General features: G+C 40.9%; 21 protein-coding genes. 19 read left to right on the top strand and 2 right to left on the bottom strand.

Going from position 1 to position 17,862, the window contains the following annotated elements:
* The first annotated feature begins 42 nt into the window (after positions 1–42).
* From DW738_RS06265 to DW738_RS06225, 8 genes are all read left to right on the top strand, one after another.
* Positions 43–657, top strand: a complete 615-nt coding sequence (locus DW738_RS06265) for a CadD family cadmium resistance transporter (protein WP_002911684.1) — start codon at positions 43–45, stop codon at positions 655–657.
* 11 nt (positions 658–668) lie between these two features.
* Positions 669–1,007, top strand: coding sequence for a Cd(II)/Zn(II)-sensing metalloregulatory transcriptional regulator CadX (cadX, locus tag DW738_RS06260; protein ID WP_000711078.1), 339 nt, complete (start codon positions 669–671; stop codon positions 1,005–1,007).
* 43 nt (positions 1,008–1,050) lie between these two features.
* Entirely contained in the window at positions 1,051–1,185 is a 135-nt protein-coding gene (locus tag DW738_RS10450; protein WP_023024363.1) for a hypothetical protein, read from the top strand.
* A 33-nt stretch (positions 1,186–1,218) separates the two neighbouring features.
* Positions 1,219–1,539: a hypothetical protein gene (locus tag DW738_RS06250; protein ID WP_002902313.1), complete on the top strand. Its 321-nt coding sequence runs from the start codon at positions 1,219–1,221 to the stop codon at positions 1,537–1,539.
* A 569-nt stretch (positions 1,540–2,108) separates the two neighbouring features.
* On the top strand, positions 2,109–2,411 hold the full coding sequence (locus tag DW738_RS06240) for a TMEM175 family protein (RefSeq protein ID WP_004240734.1): 303 nt from the start codon (positions 2,109–2,111) through the stop codon (positions 2,409–2,411).
* Positions 2,336–2,677, top strand: coding sequence for a hypothetical protein (locus tag DW738_RS06235; RefSeq protein ID WP_000397556.1), 342 nt, complete (start codon positions 2,336–2,338; stop codon positions 2,675–2,677). Before DW738_RS06240 ends, DW738_RS06235 begins: the two co-directional genes overlap by 76 nt.
* A gap of 13 nt (positions 2,678–2,690) precedes the next feature.
* Positions 2,691–3,014, top strand: a complete 324-nt coding sequence (locus DW738_RS06230; protein ID WP_001253404.1) for a potassium channel family protein — start codon at positions 2,691–2,693, stop codon at positions 3,012–3,014.
* Positions 3,011–4,060, top strand: coding sequence for a DUF389 domain-containing protein (locus tag DW738_RS06225; RefSeq protein ID WP_123160609.1), 1,050 nt, complete (start codon positions 3,011–3,013; stop codon positions 4,058–4,060). The genes DW738_RS06230 and DW738_RS06225 overlap by 4 nt, the downstream gene beginning before the upstream one ends.
* 529 nt (positions 4,061–4,589) lie before the next feature.
* On the opposite strand, the gene DW738_RS06215 is transcribed toward DW738_RS06225, so the two are convergent.
* Positions 4,590–4,793: a CsbD family protein gene (locus tag DW738_RS06215; protein WP_123160608.1), complete on the bottom strand. Its 204-nt coding sequence runs from the start codon at positions 4,791–4,793 to the stop codon at positions 4,590–4,592.
* A 455-nt stretch (positions 4,794–5,248) separates the two neighbouring features.
* Between DW738_RS06215 and DW738_RS06210 the strand changes: the two genes are divergently transcribed.
* The 11 genes from DW738_RS06210 to dnaJ all read left to right on the top strand — a co-directional run bounded on the left by DW738_RS06210 (position 5,249) and on the right by dnaJ (position 16,154).
* Positions 5,249–5,956, top strand: a complete 708-nt coding sequence (locus tag DW738_RS06210; RefSeq protein WP_123160607.1) for a type II CAAX endopeptidase family protein — start codon at positions 5,249–5,251, stop codon at positions 5,954–5,956.
* 205 nt (positions 5,957–6,161) lie between these two features.
* Entirely contained in the window at positions 6,162–6,428 is a 267-nt protein-coding gene (locus DW738_RS06205; protein ID WP_006595627.1) for an ACT domain-containing protein, read from the top strand.
* Positions 6,429–6,446: 18 nt separating this feature from the next.
* Entirely contained in the window at positions 6,447–7,784 is a 1,338-nt protein-coding gene (locus DW738_RS06200; protein ID WP_023027248.1) for a PFL family protein, read from the top strand.
* 133 nt (positions 7,785–7,917) lie between these two features.
* Positions 7,918–8,634: a histidine phosphatase family protein gene (locus tag DW738_RS06195; RefSeq protein ID WP_123160606.1), complete on the top strand. Its 717-nt coding sequence runs from the start codon at positions 7,918–7,920 to the stop codon at positions 8,632–8,634.
* A gap of 41 nt (positions 8,635–8,675) precedes the next feature.
* Complete coding sequence (locus DW738_RS06190; RefSeq protein WP_023027246.1) at positions 8,676–9,374, top strand: histidine phosphatase family protein; 699 nt, start codon at positions 8,676–8,678, stop codon at positions 9,372–9,374.
* Positions 9,367–10,140, top strand: a complete 774-nt coding sequence (locus DW738_RS06185; protein WP_023027245.1) for a M15 family metallopeptidase — start codon at positions 9,367–9,369, stop codon at positions 10,138–10,140. The genes DW738_RS06190 and DW738_RS06185 overlap by 8 nt, the downstream gene beginning before the upstream one ends.
* 167 nt (positions 10,141–10,307) lie before the next feature.
* On the top strand, positions 10,308–11,342 hold the full coding sequence (hrcA, locus tag DW738_RS06180) for a heat-inducible transcriptional repressor HrcA (RefSeq protein WP_023024346.1): 1,035 nt from the start codon (positions 10,308–10,310) through the stop codon (positions 11,340–11,342).
* Positions 11,343–11,366: 24 nt separating this feature from the next.
* Positions 11,367–11,891: a nucleotide exchange factor GrpE gene (grpE, locus tag DW738_RS06175; protein ID WP_318057112.1), complete on the top strand. Its 525-nt coding sequence runs from the start codon at positions 11,367–11,369 to the stop codon at positions 11,889–11,891.
* A 259-nt stretch (positions 11,892–12,150) separates the two neighbouring features.
* Positions 12,151–13,974: a molecular chaperone DnaK gene (dnaK, locus tag DW738_RS06170; protein WP_023024342.1), complete on the top strand. Its 1,824-nt coding sequence runs from the start codon at positions 12,151–12,153 to the stop codon at positions 13,972–13,974.
* A 246-nt stretch (positions 13,975–14,220) separates the two neighbouring features.
* Complete coding sequence (locus DW738_RS06165) at positions 14,221–14,853, top strand: DJ-1/PfpI family protein (RefSeq protein WP_123160605.1); 633 nt, start codon at positions 14,221–14,223, stop codon at positions 14,851–14,853.
* Between the two features lie 158 nt (positions 14,854–15,011).
* Complete coding sequence (dnaJ, locus tag DW738_RS06160; protein WP_023027240.1) at positions 15,012–16,154, top strand: molecular chaperone DnaJ; 1,143 nt, start codon at positions 15,012–15,014, stop codon at positions 16,152–16,154.
* A 244-nt stretch (positions 16,155–16,398) separates the two neighbouring features.
* On the opposite strand, the gene gdhA is transcribed toward dnaJ, so the two are convergent.
* Positions 16,399–17,745 (bottom strand): NADP-specific glutamate dehydrogenase, encoded by a 1,347-nt coding sequence (gene gdhA / locus DW738_RS06150; protein WP_123160604.1) that lies wholly within the window; start codon positions 17,743–17,745, stop codon positions 16,399–16,401.
* Positions 17,746–17,862: the final 117 nt, after the last annotated feature.

Here is a 17,862-nt window from a genome sequence, read left to right as displayed (position 1 = left end):
ATGTTAGAATACATTCAAAAATATATTTGAATGAGGTGTTTTATGATTCAAAATATTGTTACTTCAATAATCCTGTATTCTGGGACAGCCGTAGACTTACTTATTATCCTAATGTTATTTTTTGCCAAAAGAAAAAGCAGAAAGGACATCATTAACATCTATTTAGGACAATTTCTAGGCTCTGTTAGTCTAATATTCCTAAGTTTGCTTTTTGCATTTGTCTTAAATTATATTCCTAGTAAAGAGATTTTAGGTTTACTCGGTTTGATTCCAATTTTCCTAGGCCTCAAAGTTTTGCTTTTAGGAGATTCTGATGGAGAAGCTATTGCAAAAGATGGTTTGCGAAAAGACAATAAAAACCTGATTTTTCTAGTCGCTATGATTACTTTTGCAAGTTGTGGCGCTGACAATATTGGTGTCTTTGTCCCATATTTTACCACCTTAAATTTAGCGAATTTGATAGTGACTTTACTTACTTTTCTAGTCATGATTTATCTCTTGGTTTTTTCTGCCCAAAAATTAGCACAAGTCCCTTCTGTTGGAGAAACTTTGGAAAAATATAGCAGATGGTTTATTGCCGTTGTCTATTTAGGATTGGGGATGTATATCCTGATTGAAAACAACAGCTTTGACATGCTATGGGCTGTGTTAGGCTAGGAGAAAAAATTATGAAAAAAGATAGTATCTGTCAAGTGGATGTTATAAATCAACAAAATGTTACAACCGCAACGAACTACCTTGAAAAGGAAAAAGTCCAAAAATCACTTCGCATTTTATCAAAATTTACCGATAATAAACAGATAAATATCATCTTTTATCTCCTTGCCGTCGAAGAACTCTGTGTCTGCGATATAGCCTGTTTATTAAATCTCAGTATGGCATCTGCCTCCCACCATCTTCGTAAACTAGCCAATCAAAACATCTTGGACACTAGAAGAGAGGGGAAAATTATATATTATTTTATAAAAGATGAGGAAATCAGAGATTTTTTTAATCAACTAGGATAACAACTATTTTTACTACTTTTCCATGATTATAGGGAGATTATATATGAAATTTTTTGATGAAAATTACTCACAAGAAATACCTACTCGTATTAAATGTTTAAGAAAAAAGTATAATTTAAAGCAAAGCGACCTAGGTAATGCAGGTCAAGTTAGGCAAATTGAAAAGGGAGAAATTTGAAAGAATTTGTATCTTTTATTTTTTGTTTCATTTATGCCCTATGCTACTGGAATAGTTAGTAGTCATTTCATGAATCATACGGCACAGCTCTTTTATGGACTGATCGTTATTGTTTCAACGGTAGCAAACTGTTTTTTACATAAAGTAATTGATAAACCCAATATAGATCAGAAAGAATTACTTGAAGCTACCGCACAATATAGGAAGTTATTGATACCTGACCTAATAATTAAAGGAGTGGGATTGATTCTATCCTTAATTGTCTATCCTCTGATTATGATGTATAGTGTTTTAATTGCGGCATTTTACATCATAACTTTAAAAACACTATCCGAAAAAAGAGTGAATAACTAAAAAACGGTGACCAAAGTTAGGTGTATTATTTTAATGCTTACAGACCTAAACTATTCCCCTGTTTAAAAAATAATGATTCAAATTTTATGAAATTAATCAGTAGATCCCGTTCTGAAAAGCCTTGATATTACGCTATTTTTAATCCAACTGAAACTCATACTTTCCAAACCAGGCTTGAAAAAAGCTCGTAAAGCATCACAATTTAGTAAACGTTAAAACTTATTTAAACTTATTGAAAGCATTTCGTATCAAAAATACGGGATGCTTTTTCTGTTCACCCCAAATTTTTGTAACTAGGTGATACTTGAAATTAATACAAATTTGGTTGTTTTTGATAAATCTAAGCAACACTAAATGATGAAGTGAAAGGGGATGAATCTTTGATAGTATTCATTTATTGTGAAATATGATATATTTATTAATTAGATGGATGAATACTTCTAGAGTTAAATATAGCATAATAGGGACAGACTTTTTGGTTTATTTTTGTTTGTAGTCGGATTATGAAAGAATATCCAATATTATGCGATAAGATAGAATGTTACAAAAAAGAAAGGGGATGCAATCCGATGAAGAAAGACAGATTAATTGTATTGACAGATGCTGTTCTAGCAATTATTATGACCATCTTGATTTTAGAGTTAGAAAAACCAACAACACCAAGTCTTGAAGCTTTTTGGGATTTACGGCAAAATTTCTTTGCTTGTTTTCTTTCCTTTTTCTGGTTGGGATCGTTATGGATGGCACTAAACACATTATGGGAAAAGGTTGAGAAAATTTCCTCAGAAATTATTTGGTGGAATTTGTTTCTACTCTTGGAGCGGCAGGAGTTCTCTTTGGAGAATTTCATGCCATCCAAGATACCAGTCTGAATGATGTGGTGGACCGGATCTATATAAATGTCAAGGATTTACCGTTTCAGTCCTTGGGAGCTTTAGCTAATATCCTGTCTGATGTTAAGAAGGGACTGATTCAAGACAGTCATATCTGGTCTTTCTTCCAGTCATTTTTCAAACAATATCAGTTGATAATCAGCTTAAATCAGATCTATCAGTTTGTCTATCTTTCTCTGATGGAGATCATGTCCTATCTTCACTTTGATTATTGGAAAAAACGGCTCGGTCAGGAGCTAGTATGAATAAGGAGAACAAATGAGACGTTTAAAAATGTTATGGCATATTATACAGGTTACGGGTTTTACTCGGTTTGCTCTGAGTTTTGTGACCTTTGTTTTTGGGTCAGGAGGCGTGCTTTTCCTAGTTGAACCTGCTATCACAAATTACGGAGACGGTCTTTGGTATGCTTTTGTGACTTCGACGACTGTCGGCTACGGGGATCTCCTAGCTGTGACCTTGATTGGAAGGATTACCAGTGTCTTCTTGACGATTTATGGGCTCATATTTTTTGGCTGTTTATCAGCTGTTATTATTAATTATTATACCGATTTAAATAAGGAAAGAGGAGAGGACAAATGACTGCCAATTATTCAACACGGGAATACCGTGAGAAATTATACGATGACCTTCATGTTCGATTGAGAGATACAGCGATTTTGATGTGTGCAATTTTTATTGCCTCTATCGGTCTAAATATGAATTCAACAGCTGTTATTATTGGAGCCATGTTAATTTCACCTCTCATGACACCGATTGTTGGACTGGGATTCGGTTTAGCTATTTTTGATACGCGTTTAATCAAGCAATCTCTAGGGGTTTTATTTACTCAAGTATTGGTCAGTTTGCTTGTCTCGACTCTATATTTCTGGATTTCTCCCTTATCTTATGCAAGTAGCGAATTGATTGCACGAACCTCTCCAACCATTTGGGATGTTCTCATTGCTATTGCTGGTGGGATTGCTGGTGTGATCGGTTCAAGGAAAAAAGAAGCAAACAATATCGTGCCAGGAGTAGCCATTGCTACAGCTTTGATGCCACCTATCTGCACTGCAGGCTATGGTTTAGCTAATGGGAATGTACGATTTTTATTGGGGGCTCTCTATCTTTTCTTGATCAACTGTGTCTTTATCATGCTAGCCAACATTGTTGGAACAAGAATTTTGATGAGAAAATCTCCTTTAACTTCATTTAAAGAGCTGAGCATTAAAATGAGAATTGGGTTGATCTCCTTGATTGTATTATTGGTTCTTCCAGCCAGCTATTCAGCAGTCACTCTGACGATGGATCAAGCACGAAAAGAAGGGATCAAACAGTTTGTAGGAAAAGAGTTCGCCAATCATACGATCATTAATCAAGTCTACAAGTCAAGTAGCAATGAATTGGTCTTGACAGTTGTTGGAGATCCGATTTCAGAAGAAGAATTAGAAACCATCCGCCAAAAACAAGAATCTTACGGTATTCAATCTGTTCAATTGAAAGTCAATCAAGTCCATAATTCGACAAAATTAGATAGTGAGACGACCAAGGAATTTTACGAAAACATTGACAAGTATATCGATCAAAAACTCTCTGAAAAAGATTCACAAAACGATCTCGTAAAAGAAAATGAAGCAGACAAGGATTGAGGACAATGAACTGAATCGGTTTTTACGCCGTGTTTTTCTTGTATCTTCCTCTTTCTTACTTATAGCAGGTTGTTTTTGCTTGAATAAGAAATAAATTAGAAGTTCTATCATCTAAGAAAAATGATGAAAAAAATCATTTAACTAATGGTGTGAACGTTTAGTGTTTATCAGCTCCATTCTCTGTAATTTTGGGGGTAAAATCCACACCATTTAGATAAAATTAGTTGAATTTGATTGGAAAAACGCTTTTATAAAAGCGGAGAAAAGTCTTGATATTACGCTGTTTTTAGTCCAACTGAAATTCATACTTTCCAAACCAGGTCTTAAGAAAGCTCGTAAAGCTAGCCAGTTCTCTAAACGTTAATTCGTTACTGGAAAGCAGAATACAAACGAAAACACTTTGCAGTTTGCAAGGTGTTTTTTTCTATTTCTAATATATCGTTTACAAATGAATGGCAAACAAAAACCACCCCATCTCCCCCAGTCAAATAGGACTGTAGAAAATAGGGTGGTTCCAGAATGTTAACGATTAGTTATCGTCTTTGTGAAGGATGTTTTTCACACCCTTGATAGCTCCTTCGACAGCTTCTTTTGCGTCTTCAGCAACTTCTTTTGCTTTTGATGCAACTTTTTCAGCAACGCCTTCAGCTTCTGTTTTTGTGTCGCCGGTTATTTTACCGAAACCTTCTTTAACAGAACCTTTAACTTGGTTTAATTTATCTTCTAATGACATAGCGCCACCTCCGTTAAGTAAATAGTTTTTTAATCTGAATTCAAGACAGTTCATTTAAAAAATTAAAACTATTTAGCTCAGATTAATATAAGTATATGCCTTCTGAAATGGGAAGTCAAATATTCGCTACGGTATTTTGAAAGTGGGAAGGAGTTATGACGAGATCGCAACTAATGATGGATAGGTCCTTAGCTTGATCTTTAATTGAAGAAACAAAGGTTTTCAGCTATTTCATAACAAAATCGTCCAGGTGATTAAGGAACAATATATTGTAGAATCGTCAGGCTAGAAAATCTAAACGGCTGTTTTTTCTTAGCAAAGTGGAGTAAAAAACAAAAGAAGATGACACTTTCTGTTCAAAAAGGGACAATTGAGGGCCACCTTGCCTACAAGTTTTTCCATGTGTTATATTTGTACATAATTGTACGAAAGAATGATATTGGAGAATAGATGATATGAAATATGCCAAACATGGAGTCGCTTTACTGTTCCTGTTATATCTATTTGTTTTTGGGATTGAAGGCCTTGGTATCTATCTAACTGGAGTTTTCAATGGTGATGTAAGTTTTCTTTATTTCATCTATTTGATTCTCTACTCTTTGCTTCTCATCGGCATTCTATTTTGGTTTAAAAGGCAGAAGATAGTCGTCCGTTCAAATATACAGAAATGGAAGTGGCACTATCTGGGGTATTTTGCTCTGGTGCTCTTGTGGTTCTTTGTTGAAAGATGGGTGCTGCAAACTTTTCAGGATTTGCTGGTTCCTGTCGTTCATCAAACCAAATTGCCATCCTCCATTTATCTAAATGGCCCGGGTATTTCGGGTACTTTGTTTTTTGTCCTAGCAACTGTTACATCTCCTATGATAGAAGAATTTATTTTTAGAGGCTATCTGATGAATGTCTTCTTTAAAGAAAGTAAGTTTCATTTAGATGTTTTGCTTTCGGGTTTTCTCTTTGCGGCCTTTCATCTGATCCATCAATATCGGGATCCTGTAACCTTTTCTCTTTATTTCTGTTCAGGACTCTTCTTGGCAGCTGTCTATAAGAAAACTAAAGATATCCAGTTGCCCATCTTCTTGCATGGCTTTAGCAACTTTCTTACATTTTGGAAACCAATCTGGATTTTCATCTTTAATTATATCTACTGGCATTTTCTTGTTTAACATCTGTGTTTCCTCAGCCGCTACCTTAAGAAACATCGCTTGAGCCATCCGTTGATTGATCATGCTATTCAGATTTACAGACATTCAAGAGATTCTCTTGGATGTCTTATTTTTATTTGTAAAACCGAACCTTTTCTAAAACATTTAAGCGATTTTAAGGGGAATATGCTACAATGGAAGCAAATAAATAGAATGGAGCAGTGAAATGAAAGCAATTATTACAGTTGTCGGAAAAGACCAAAAAGGAATCGTAGCAGGTGTTGCGACTAAAGTGGCAGAGTTGGGACTCAATATCGATGATATTTCACAGACCGTATTGGATGAGTACTTCACTATGATGGCGGTCGTGACATCGGATGAGAAAAAAGATTTCACACAGCTTCGTTCAGAATTAGAAGAATTCGGTCAGTCTCTTCATGTAAAAATCAATATCCAGAGCGCTGCGATTTTTGATGCCATGCACAATTTGTAAGAGTGAGGTGGTAGAAATATGGACATTAAACAGGTAACAGAAACCATTGCCATGATTGAGGAGCAGAACTTTGATGTTCGGACCATCACCATGGGAATCTCACTGCTAGATTGTATTGATCCAGATATCGATAAGGCGGCTGAAAAAGTCTACCAGAAGATTGTAACAAAGGCCAAGGACTTAGTAGCTGTTGGGGATGAGATTGCAGCAGAACTCGGCATTCCGATTGTGAATAAGCGGGTTTCGGTCACTCCTATATCCATTATTGGAGCAGCAACCAATGCGACAGACTATGTGCCCTTTGCCAAGGCGCTGGATCGTGCTGCTAAAGAAGTTGGGGTCAACTTTATCGGCGGCTTCTCAGCCCTGGTTCAAAAAGGCTACCAAAAAGGGGATGAAATCCTCATCAATTCCATTCCTCGCGCTCTAGCAGAGACCGATTTTGTCTGCTCTTCGGTTAACATTGGTTCCACTAAGACAGGGATCAATATGACAGCTGTCCGAGACATGGGTCGTATCATTAAAGAAGCTTCCCAAGCGGATCCAATGGGGCCAGGGAAACTGGTGGTCTTTGCTAATGCAGTAGAGGACAACCCCTTTATGGCAGGGGCTTTCCACGGTGTCGGTGAAGCGGATGTTGTCATCAACGTTGGGGTTTCAGGACCTGGTGTTGTCCAACGGGCGATTGAAAAAGTTCCAGGTGCAAGCTTTGATGTATTGGCTGAAACCGTTAAGAAGACTGCTTTCAAGATTACTCGTGTTGGGCAATTGGTTGGTCAAATGGCTAGTGAACGTCTCGGTGTGGAGTTTGGGATTGTAGACTTGTCTCTCGCGCCAACGCCAGCTGTTGGGGATTCGGTTGCCCGTGTCCTCGAAGCTATGGGGCTTGAAGTAGTAGGAACCCACGGGACAACCGCAGCGCTGGCTCTGCTCAATGACCAAGTGAAAAAAGGCGGCATCATGGCTTGTAACCAAGTTGGTGGTTTGTCAGGTGCCTTCATTCCAGTCTCAGAAGATGAGGGGATGATTGCAGCGGTCCAATCGGGTCATATCAACCTGGAAAAATTGGAAGCCATGACTGCCATCTGTTCAGTCGGTCTGGATATGATTGCCATCCCAGCTGATACTCCGGATACGACGATTGCGGCTATGATTGCCGATGAAGCAGCTATCGGAGTGATCAACCAAAAGACAACAGCGGTTCGGATTATTCCTTATGGAGAAGAAGGCGATATGTTAGAGCTTGGAGGACTTCTTGGCTCTGCTCCAGTGATGAAGGTCAACAAAGCTTCGTCAGCTGACTTTATTGCCCGTGGCGGTCAAATTCCAGCCCCAGTTCATAGTTTTAAAAATTAAAAAATGGCCCTGGCGCATGATGTTTGCTCAGGGCTTTTAATGTTGACCAAGGTAGTGAAAGTGAATCTAGAGGTCATCGCTGCCAGTTTCCTTATAAAAAATGATATAATAGAAGAACGTAAAAGGAGATCACATGGCGAAAACAAGATTATTTATTATTCGGCATGGAAAAACCATGTTTAATACGATAGGTCGTGCCCAAGGTTGGTCGGATACGCCTTTAACTACTCAAGGAGAAGAAGGTATCCGTGAATTGGGAGTTGGGTTGAGAGAATCTGGTTTGGACTTTGTCCGTGCTGTTTCCAGTGATTCAGGTCGCGCCATTCAAACTATGGGGATTGTTTTAGACGAGCTTGGACTCACAGATCAGATTCCTTATACTTTCAACAAAAAGATCCGGGAATGGTGTTTTGGAAGTTTTGATGGTGCCTATGGAGGAGAGCTGTTCCGTGGAGTCGTTCCCCGTGTTCTGGATATAGAAGAGTACAAGAAGTTAACACTAGAAGAGTTAGCGAATGGGATCTACCAAGTGGATACAGCCGGTTGGGCTGAACCATGGAATGTGTTGAAAAAACGGATTGTAGATGGTTTTGAAGAGATTGCTAAAGAAGTTGAAGCTAAGGGTGGTGGAAATGTTCTTGTTGTCAGTCATAGCATGACGATCGGTTCCTTTGTGTGTATTTTAAATCCAGAGATTGTGCTAGATCCAAGGGTTGAAAATGGCAGTGTTACCCTTGTCGAATACGAAAATGGACGCTTCTCGATCAAGACCATCGGAGATGAATCTTATCGCAAGCTAGGTGCTAACTGGTTAGAGGCCCACTCAGAAGAAATTGATGTGAAAAAATAAGTTATCTTATATAAGAAGAAAACAATTGCAGGAGGATAGAAGTGGCAAAGACAAAATTGTATATTGCCCGTCACGGAAAAACCATGTTTAATACGATCGGTCGCGCCCAAGGGTGGTCCGATAGTCCCTTGACGGAAGCTGGCGAACGAGGGATTCATGAATTAGGGATTGGTCTGCGTCAAGCAGGAATCCAGTTCCAACAAGCTGTGTCCAGTGACTCTGGTCGAACCATTCAAACCATGGGGATTGTGCTAGAAGAATTAGGGTTAACAGGTAAAATTCCTTATCGCTATGATAAGCGTATTCGCGAATGGTGTTTTGGAAGCTTTGATGGCGCCTACGATGGAGAACTCTTTATGGGGGTTCTGCCACGTGTCTTTCGGGTCGATGATTTCCATCATTTGAGCTTGATGGAGTTGGCTGAAGGAATTGTCGAAGTGGATACAGCAGGCTGGGCAGAGTCTTGGGAAACTCTTCGCGATCGAATTTTGGAAGGCTTTACGGCAATTGCCAAGGATGTTGAGTCTCAAGGTGGTGGCAATGCCATCGTGGTCAGTCATGGGATGACCATCAGCACCTTGATTTACCTGATTGATCCAAAGGCTTTTAAAGAATTTGTCTTGGACAATGGTAGTGTGACTGTTATTGAGTATGAGGATGGCCAACTTAAACTAGAAGCAGTTGGAGATATGTCATACCGACAGGTTGGAGCAAAATTGTTAGAGGAAGATCATGACTAAATACAAACTTGCCAAGAAAAGAGAAAAGAAAGTTAGCTGGATCGTGCTCTGCTGTTTAGGTCTCTGTCTGATCGGAGCAGGAGTGGGTATTTTCTATTTGAAACCTCAATGGCTTCATATGAGCTCTGTTGAAGATAAAAAAGTAGAAACAACCACTCCAAAAAAGGTTGAGAAAAAGGAAGAAAAACCTAAAACAGACCTTCCTCAAGTTTCTACTAAGGATTGGAACCTAGTCCTGGTCAATCGGGACAACAAGTTAGCTGAGCTGAACCCTCAGTTAGTTGATGTTGAAGAAATCAAGGTGGATAGTCGGATTGCAGAACAAACGAAACAGTTTCTAGCAGCGGCGAGAGCTGTCGCGCCTGAAGAATCCTTGATTTCGGGTTATCGAAGTGTGGAGGAGCAAACAGAACTCTATAATGAGCGGGTGGCGCAATTAGAAGCTACGGGACTTTCTCATGAGGAAGCAGAAGCTCAAGCTCAAGCTCAAGTACAGGTTCCAGGTGCTAGTGAACACCAAACGGGTCTTGCGATTGATATGAGTGCTCCAAATGGACAGTCTGAAGAGGTAGCCCAGCAGATTATTGCTTTGGCTCCCCAGTATGGTTTTGTTCTCCGCTATCCAGAAGGGAAAAATGCGATTACAGGTGTGGACTATGAAAACTGGCATTTCCGCTACGTTGGTGTAGAAAATGCCCAGTATATGGTCAAGCATCAGCTGGTTTTAGAAGAATACATTCAAAAATTGAAAGAAGCAGGTTTATAGGCTTTTTTAGACGATTATCGGTCTTAAGAATGATTTTTAGCACTCTTGAAAAAAGAGTGCTAATTTTTTGGATTTTTTTCTTGACTTTCTCTTGAGAGGGTGTATAATAGAATCATGGTTTAGCACTTGAGTGTTTAGAGTGCTAAATATGAAAGAGAGGTGAGGTCATGGTTACAGAACGTCAAAATGAGATTTTAAATCTTGTTGTCGACATCTTTACCAAGACCCACGAACCGGTCGGTTCAAAAGCACTGCAAGATGTGATTCAATCCAGTAGTGCCACTATCCGAAACGATATGGCTGCCCTCGAAAAGCAAGGTTTACTAGAAAAAGCCCACACTTCGAGTGGTCGAATGCCGAGCCGAGCTGGTTTTCAATATTTTGTTCAGAACTCGCTTGATTTGGAGTTGATTGATGAGCAAGATGTCTACCAGGTGGTGAAAGCCTTTGATTTTGAAGCCTTTAAGTTAGATGATATCTTGGATGCTACGGCCAAGTTACTAGCCCAGATGACGGGCTACACCGCAGTCATTCAGGATGTTGAACCGACACGACAGCGCTTGACGGGTTTTGAGATTGTTCCATTATCCAACCACGATGCCTTAGCGGTTCTGACCTTGGATGAATCAAAGCCTGTTACCGTCCAGTTTGCGATTCCAAAGAATTTTTTAACCAGTGACTTAGAAATTTTCCATCAGTTGGTTCAAGAACGTTTCATTGGAAATACTGTCTTGGATATCCACTACCGCTTGCGGACGGAGATTCCACAGATTGTACAGCGCTATTTCAAGACGACAGACAATGTATTGGATCTGTTTGATTACGTCTTCTCGCAATTATTTCAAGAACTGGTCTTTGTAGAAGGAAAGGTTTCATCATTAACCTACGCCGATCTTCAGACTTATCAGTTCTTAGATAACCCCCAACACGTAGCTCTTGAGTTGCGAAGGGGGATGCCAGAGGACCAAATGACCCAGATCCTGGTTGCTGAATCCCAAGAGAAGGCCTTGAAAAATGTGACCGTGATTAGTCACAAATTCCTGGTTCCTTATCGTGGGATGGCCCTCATGCATGTGATTGGTCCCGTAGAGATGGATTACAGGCGTGTGATTAGTCTCGTCAATGTTATCGGCCGAGTGCTGGTCATGAAGTTAACGGACTACTACCGTTACCTCAACAGCAACCATTATGAAGTAAATTAAGACCAAATGAAAGGGGTGTATGCCTTGACAGAAGAAATCAAAAAAGAAGACGTGAAAGAAGAGGAAGTTGTCGAGACAACTGAAGAAGTTGTAGAGGAAAGCAACCAACCTTCTGAATTAGAAGAAGCACAAGCGCGTGCCGAAGAATTTGAAAACAAATACCTTCGTGCCCACGCAGAAATGCAAAATATTCAACGTCGTGCCAACGAAGAACGCCAACTCTTGCAACGCTATCGTAGCCAAGATTTGGCAAAAGCAATCTTGCCATCACTTGATAACCTTGAACGTGCCCTTGCTGTAGAAGGGTTGACAGATGATGTGAAGAAAGGCTTGGAAATGGTGCAAGAAAGCTTGATTCATGCTCTGAAAGAAGAAGGAATCGAAGAAATCGCAGCGGACGGAGAATTTGACCATAACTACCACATGGCCATCCAAACAGTCCCTGCAGATGACGAGCATCCAGCTGACACCATCGCACAAGTTTTCCAAAAAGGCTACAAACTCCATGACCGCATCCTGCGCCCAGCCATGGTGGTTGTCTACAACTAGGCTAGAGAACTTAAAAAACCTTGTCCGAAACGACACTAAACTATGAAAGAAAGACTAAAATTGGTTCGGCTTTGCCAATAGTGAGCGAAGCGAACCAAAGGCGATACTCTTCGCCGTGGCGCTATCTTCGCAAACTTTGAGACCTTAGGCTCAAAGTTTAGTCAAAGAGATTGACAAAGGTCAAGCTCTGACGGCGTCGCCACTTAAGAAGAGTATCAAAGAGAAAAAAAGAAGAAAAAATCAACAAGGAGAAAAACACATGTCTAAAATTATTGGTATTGACTTAGGTACAACAAACTCAGCAGTAGCAGTTCTTGAAGGAACTGAATCAAAAATCATCGCGAACCCAGAAGGAAACCGCACAACCCCTTCTGTAGTTTCTTTCAAAAACGGTGAAATCATCGTTGGTGACGCTGCAAAACGTCAAGCAGTCACAAACCCAGATACAGTTATCTCTATCAAATCTAAGATGGGTACTTCTGAAAAAGTTTCTGCTAACGGGAAAGAATACACTCCACAAGAAATCTCAGCGATGATTCTTCAATACTTGAAAGGTTACGCTGAAGAATACCTTGGTGAAAAAGTAACCAAGGCTGTTATCACAGTTCCCGCTTACTTTAACGATGCTCAACGTCAAGCAACTAAAGACGCTGGTAAAATCGCTGGTCTTGAAGTAGAACGTATCGTCAACGAACCAACTGCAGCAGCTCTTGCTTACGGTTTGGATAAGACTGACAAAGAAGAAAAAATCTTGGTATTCGACCTTGGTGGTGGTACATTCGACGTATCTATCCTTGAATTGGGTGATGGTGTCTTTGACGTATTGGCAACTGCAGGGGATAACAAACTCGGTGGTGACGACTTTGACCAAAAAATCATCGACCACTTAGTGGCTGAATTCAAGAAAGAAAATGGTATCGACTTGTCAGCTGACAAGATGGCTCTTCAACGTTTGAAAGACGCAGCTGAAAAAGCGAAGAAAGACCTTTCTGGTGTCACTTCAACGCAAATCAGCTTGCCATTTATCACTGCTGGTGAAGCTGGACCTCTTCACTTGGAAATGACTTTGACTCGTGCTAAATTCGACGATTTGACTCGTGACCTTGTAGAACGTACAAAAACTCCAGTTCGTCAAGCCCTTTCAGATGCAGGTTTGAGCTTGTCAGAAATCGACGAAGTCATCCTTGTTGGTGGTTCAACTCGTATCCCTGCCGTTGTTGAAGCTGTTAAAGCTGAAACTGGTAAAGAACCAAACAAATCAGTGAACCCTGATGAAGTAGTTGCTATGGGTGCTGCGATCCAAGGTGGTGTGATCACTGGTGATGTGAAAGACGTTGTCCTTCTTGACGTAACACCATTGTCACTTGGTATTGAAACAATGGGTGGTGTCTTCACAAAACTCATCGACCGCAACACTACAATTCCAACATCTAAATCACAAGTCTTCTCAACTGCAGCAGACAACCAACCAGCCGTTGATATCCACGTGCTTCAAGGTGAACGCCCAATGGCAGCGGATAACAAGACTCTTGGACGCTTCCAATTGACTGACATCCCAGCTGCACCTCGTGGTATCCCACAAATTGAAGTTACATTTGACATCGATAAGAACGGTATCGTATCTGTTAAGGCGAAAGATCTTGGAACTCAAAAGGAACAAACAATTGTTATCCAATCTAACTCAGGTTTGACAGACGAAGAAATCGACCGCATGATGAAAGATGCAGAAGCAAACGCTGAAGCAGATAAGAAACGTAAGGAAGAAGTAGACCTTCGCAATGAAGTAGACCAAGCTATCTTTGCGACTGAAAAGACAATCAAGGAAACTGAAGGCAAAGGCTTCGATGCAGAACGTGATGCTGCTCAAGCTGCTCTTGATGACCTTAAGAAAGCCCAAGAAGACAACAACTTGGACGAAATGAAAGCAAAACTTGAAGCATTGAACGAAAAAGCTCAAGGACTTGCGGTTAAACTCTACGAACAAGCTGCAGCAGCCCAACAAGCTCAAGCAGGAGCAGAAGGCGCACAAGCAACAGGAAACGCAGGCGATGACGTCGTAGACGGAGAGTTTACGGAAAAATAAGATGCAAAGCCCGTTAAAACCTCACAGTGAAAATAGGAAATCTGACGCAGAAACTTTAGTTTCTAGAAAGATTTGTCTTTTTCACCAAGAGGTTAGGGCGTGCTCGATTTAGCCGAAACTCAATTCAGCCTTACTAGTTCAAAAACAAAGTATAATCGACTTTGTTTTAGAATGTCGTAATGATAGTAAGAAATCCAGAGGTTGCAACCCAGCCTCTGTTTTTCGGTAAAATAGAGGATGTTGCGTATGAAAAAAGTACTTTGTATTATTTATCCTAATTTTTCTCTTTATGAGATAACTGCTTTAACGAGTACTTTAGCTCTGTCTTTTGACATCACGATTGATTATGTATCTTCGGATGATTCGATAGTGATCTCTGAAGATGGCCTGCCCTGTCAACCGACGAAAACATTGGATCAAGTCCGTATAGAAGAGTATTCTTGTGTGATTTTGCCAGGAATGGTTAACATTGGACCTGCTCTACAAGATGAGAAATTGATCTCGTTTTTGAGAAGTCTTGATGAGCAAGATATCCTAATTGCAGCCATTTCTTCAGCCCCCCTTTTATTAGCCAAAGCAGGCTTGTTGAACGACACGAAATTTACGGGTGGAATTTGGCAAAACTTCTTTGACTATTTTGAATTTCTTCCACGTGAAAATTTCCAACCGAAAGTTCTTGTCCAAGATAAACAAATTATTACGGCTATCGGTTTTGCACATCAAGAGTTTGCAAGGAAAGTGATTCTAAGTCTAGGGTTGGCAGAGAATACGGACAACTATTTTAAAGAACAGAACGAGTATGCTGAAGAGGATTTGATATTTACTCTATCAGATGAAGAGTTTGATCAAGTGAAGCAGAGTATAGAAAACAGCCTCTAAAGATTTACATGAAAATTATAGAAAGGAACAAGGAGTGTTCGCAACTGAACACGGGCTACGGACTGTGCCAAAAAGATAGTTTTTTCTAGGACGCTAGCGTCCGTCGTCAAAACTCCTATTTTGGCTGTGTCCGTTTGACGCCCTTTGTATCTTGAATTATGAACAATACTGAATTTTATGACCGTTTGGGCGTTTCGAAAAATGCATCTCAAGATGAGATCAAGAAAGCCTATCGGAAATTATCTAAGAAATATCACCCAGATATCAACAAGGAGCCTGGCGCTGAGGAAAAGTACAAGGAAGTTCAAGAAGCTTATGAGACTTTAAGTGACGAACAAAAGCGGGCGGCTTATGACCAATACGGTGCTGCAGGAGCCAACGGTGGTTTTGGTGGTTTCGGTGGCGGAGCTGGTGGTTTCGGTGGTTTTGATGGTGCTGGCTTTGGTGGCTTTGAGGACATTTTCTCAAGCTTCTTTGGTGGAGGTGGAAGTCGCAATCCCAATGCTCCACGTCAGGGAGATGATCTTCAGTACCGCGTAAATCTCAAGTTTGAAGAAGCCATCTTTGGAACTGAGAAGGAAGTGAAGTACCATCGGGAAGCTAGCTGTCGGACATGTGATGGAACTGGTGCTAAGCCAGGAACAAGTCCAGTAACTTGTGGACGCTGTCATGGTTCGGGTGTCATCAATGTGGATACGCAAACCCCACTTGGGATGATGCGTCGCCAAGTCACCTGTGATGTCTGCCATGGTCGAGGAAAGGAAGTTAAGGATCCTTGTACTACCTGTCATGGGACTGGGCATGAGAAACAAGCCCACAGTGTTAGCGTGAAAATCCCTGCTGGGGTCGAAACAGGTCAACAAATCCGCCTCTCTGGACAAGGAGAAGCTGGCTTTAATGGGGGGCCGTACGGAGACCTTTATGTAGTCGTCAATGTTGAGCCAAGCGACAAATTCGAACGGGATGGATCAACCATCTACTATAAATTGAACTTGAACGTTGTTCAAGCTGCTCTTGGAGATACGGTCCATGTACCAACGGTTCACGGCGATGTCGACTTAGTCATCCCTGAAGGAACCCAGACTGGTAAGAAATTCCGCCTCCGTGGCAAAGGAGCACCAAGCTTGCGTGGTGGATCTGTGGGAGATCAATATGTAACTGTTAATGTGGTGACACCAACAGGTCTAAATGACAAGCAAAAAGAAGCCCTTCGTGCATTTGCGGAAGCTGGTGATATCAAGGTAAGTCCAAAGAAAAAAGGCTTCTTTGATAAGGTGAAAGATGCCTTGGATGATTTATAAACATAAGGAGGCTGGGACAAAAGTCCTAGCCTCTCAATTGTCTTTGGATTGTCGAGCAAGACGCAGTGGTTGAGTGGGCTCTACTACGCTGATTTCATCATCTTTTATAGCCCTACTCAACTGTGCGGAGGTGGGACGACGAAATCGAATTCTAATAAGTTACCGATTTCTGTCCCACTCTCTTTTTTTATCAAGAAAAACACCTCCGAAACCAGGGGTTCAGAGGTGTGGCAAAAGAATCAAATTAAACAAGACCTTGGGCAATCATCGCATTTGCGACATTTTCAAAGGCTGCGATATTGGCACCCGCAAGGTAATCTTTACCAAGACCGTAGGTTTCTGCAGTTGTTTTAGCAGTGTTGAAGATGTTGGTCATGATGTCTTTCAAACGTCCATCCACTTCTTCACGTGTCCATGAAAGGCGGAGGCTGTTTTGGCTCATTTCAAGAGCAGATACAGCAACCCCACCAGCATTGGCAGCTTTAGCAGGTCCGTAAAGGATGCCGTTTTCTTTGTAGACTTTGATCGCATCAAGGTCGCTAGGCATGTTGGCTCCTTCAGAAACAACTTTTACCCCTTGAGCAACCAAGCGTTTCGCTGCTTCACCGTTAATCTCGTTTTGAGTCGCACATGGAAGGGCGATGTCATAGTTACCAGCGTAAGTCCATACAGAACCTTCGTAGTAGGTAGCAGTTGGTTTTTCTGCAGCGTACTCTGTCAAACGAGCACGGCGTTTTTCTTTGACGTCTGTCAGAAGGTCAAAATCAATACCGTTTTCGTCGATGACGTAACCGTTTGAGTCAGAGACTGAGATGACAGTTGCACCAAGTTCAGTTGCTTTTTGAAGAGCGTATTGGGCTACGTTACCAGAACCTGAGATTACGACTTTCTTACCAGCAAAGCTGTCGCCGTTAGCTTTAAGCATTTCTTCAGTATAGTAAACTAAGCCGTAACCAGTTGCTTCTGGACGGATCAAGCTACCACCAAAACCAAGAGGTTTACCAGTCAAGACACCAGCATCAAATTGGTTAAGGCGTTTGTATTGACCGTAAAGGTATCCGATCTCACGTCCACCAACCCCGATATCACCAGCTGGGACGTCAAGAGATGGTCCGATGTATTTTTGCAATTCAGTCATGAAGCTTTGGCAGAAGCGCATCACTTCAGCATCAGTTTTGCCTTTAGGATCGAAGTCTGAACCACCTTTACCTCCACCGATAGGAAGTCCAGTCAAGACGTTTTTAAAGATTTGTTCGAAGCCGAGGAATTTCAAGATCCCTTGGTTTACAGTTGGGTGGAAACGAAGTCCGCCTTTATATGGTCCAACAGCTGAGTTAAATTGGACACGGTAACCACGGTTCACTTGAACCTTTCCATCACGGTCAACCCAAGGAACACGGAAAGAAATTACGCGCTCAGGCTCAGTGATACGTGCCAAGATGTTTTCTTCGATGTATTCTGGATGTTTTTCAAATACAGGTTCCAAAGTGCTGAGGAACTCTTCAACAGCTTGAAGGAATTCTGCTTCATGGCCGTTGCGAGCTTTTACGGTTTCGAAAGTGCTTTGGATATATTCTTTTGCAGTTGTCATCTTGTTTCTCCTTTTTTTATTGAAACGAATGCCAGCAAGGTTGCTGTCTTACTGGAGTATGAAGGCACTGCTAGAAGCAATGTCATATTTTATTACGTGGACAATTATAGCAGACTT

It is taken from the genome of Streptococcus sp. AM28-20, assembly GCF_003603595.1.
In the GTDB taxonomy this organism is placed as follows: Bacteria; Bacillota; Bacilli; order Lactobacillales; family Streptococcaceae; genus Streptococcus; species Streptococcus ilei.
This window is presented reverse-complemented; position numbering and strand designations above follow the sequence as displayed.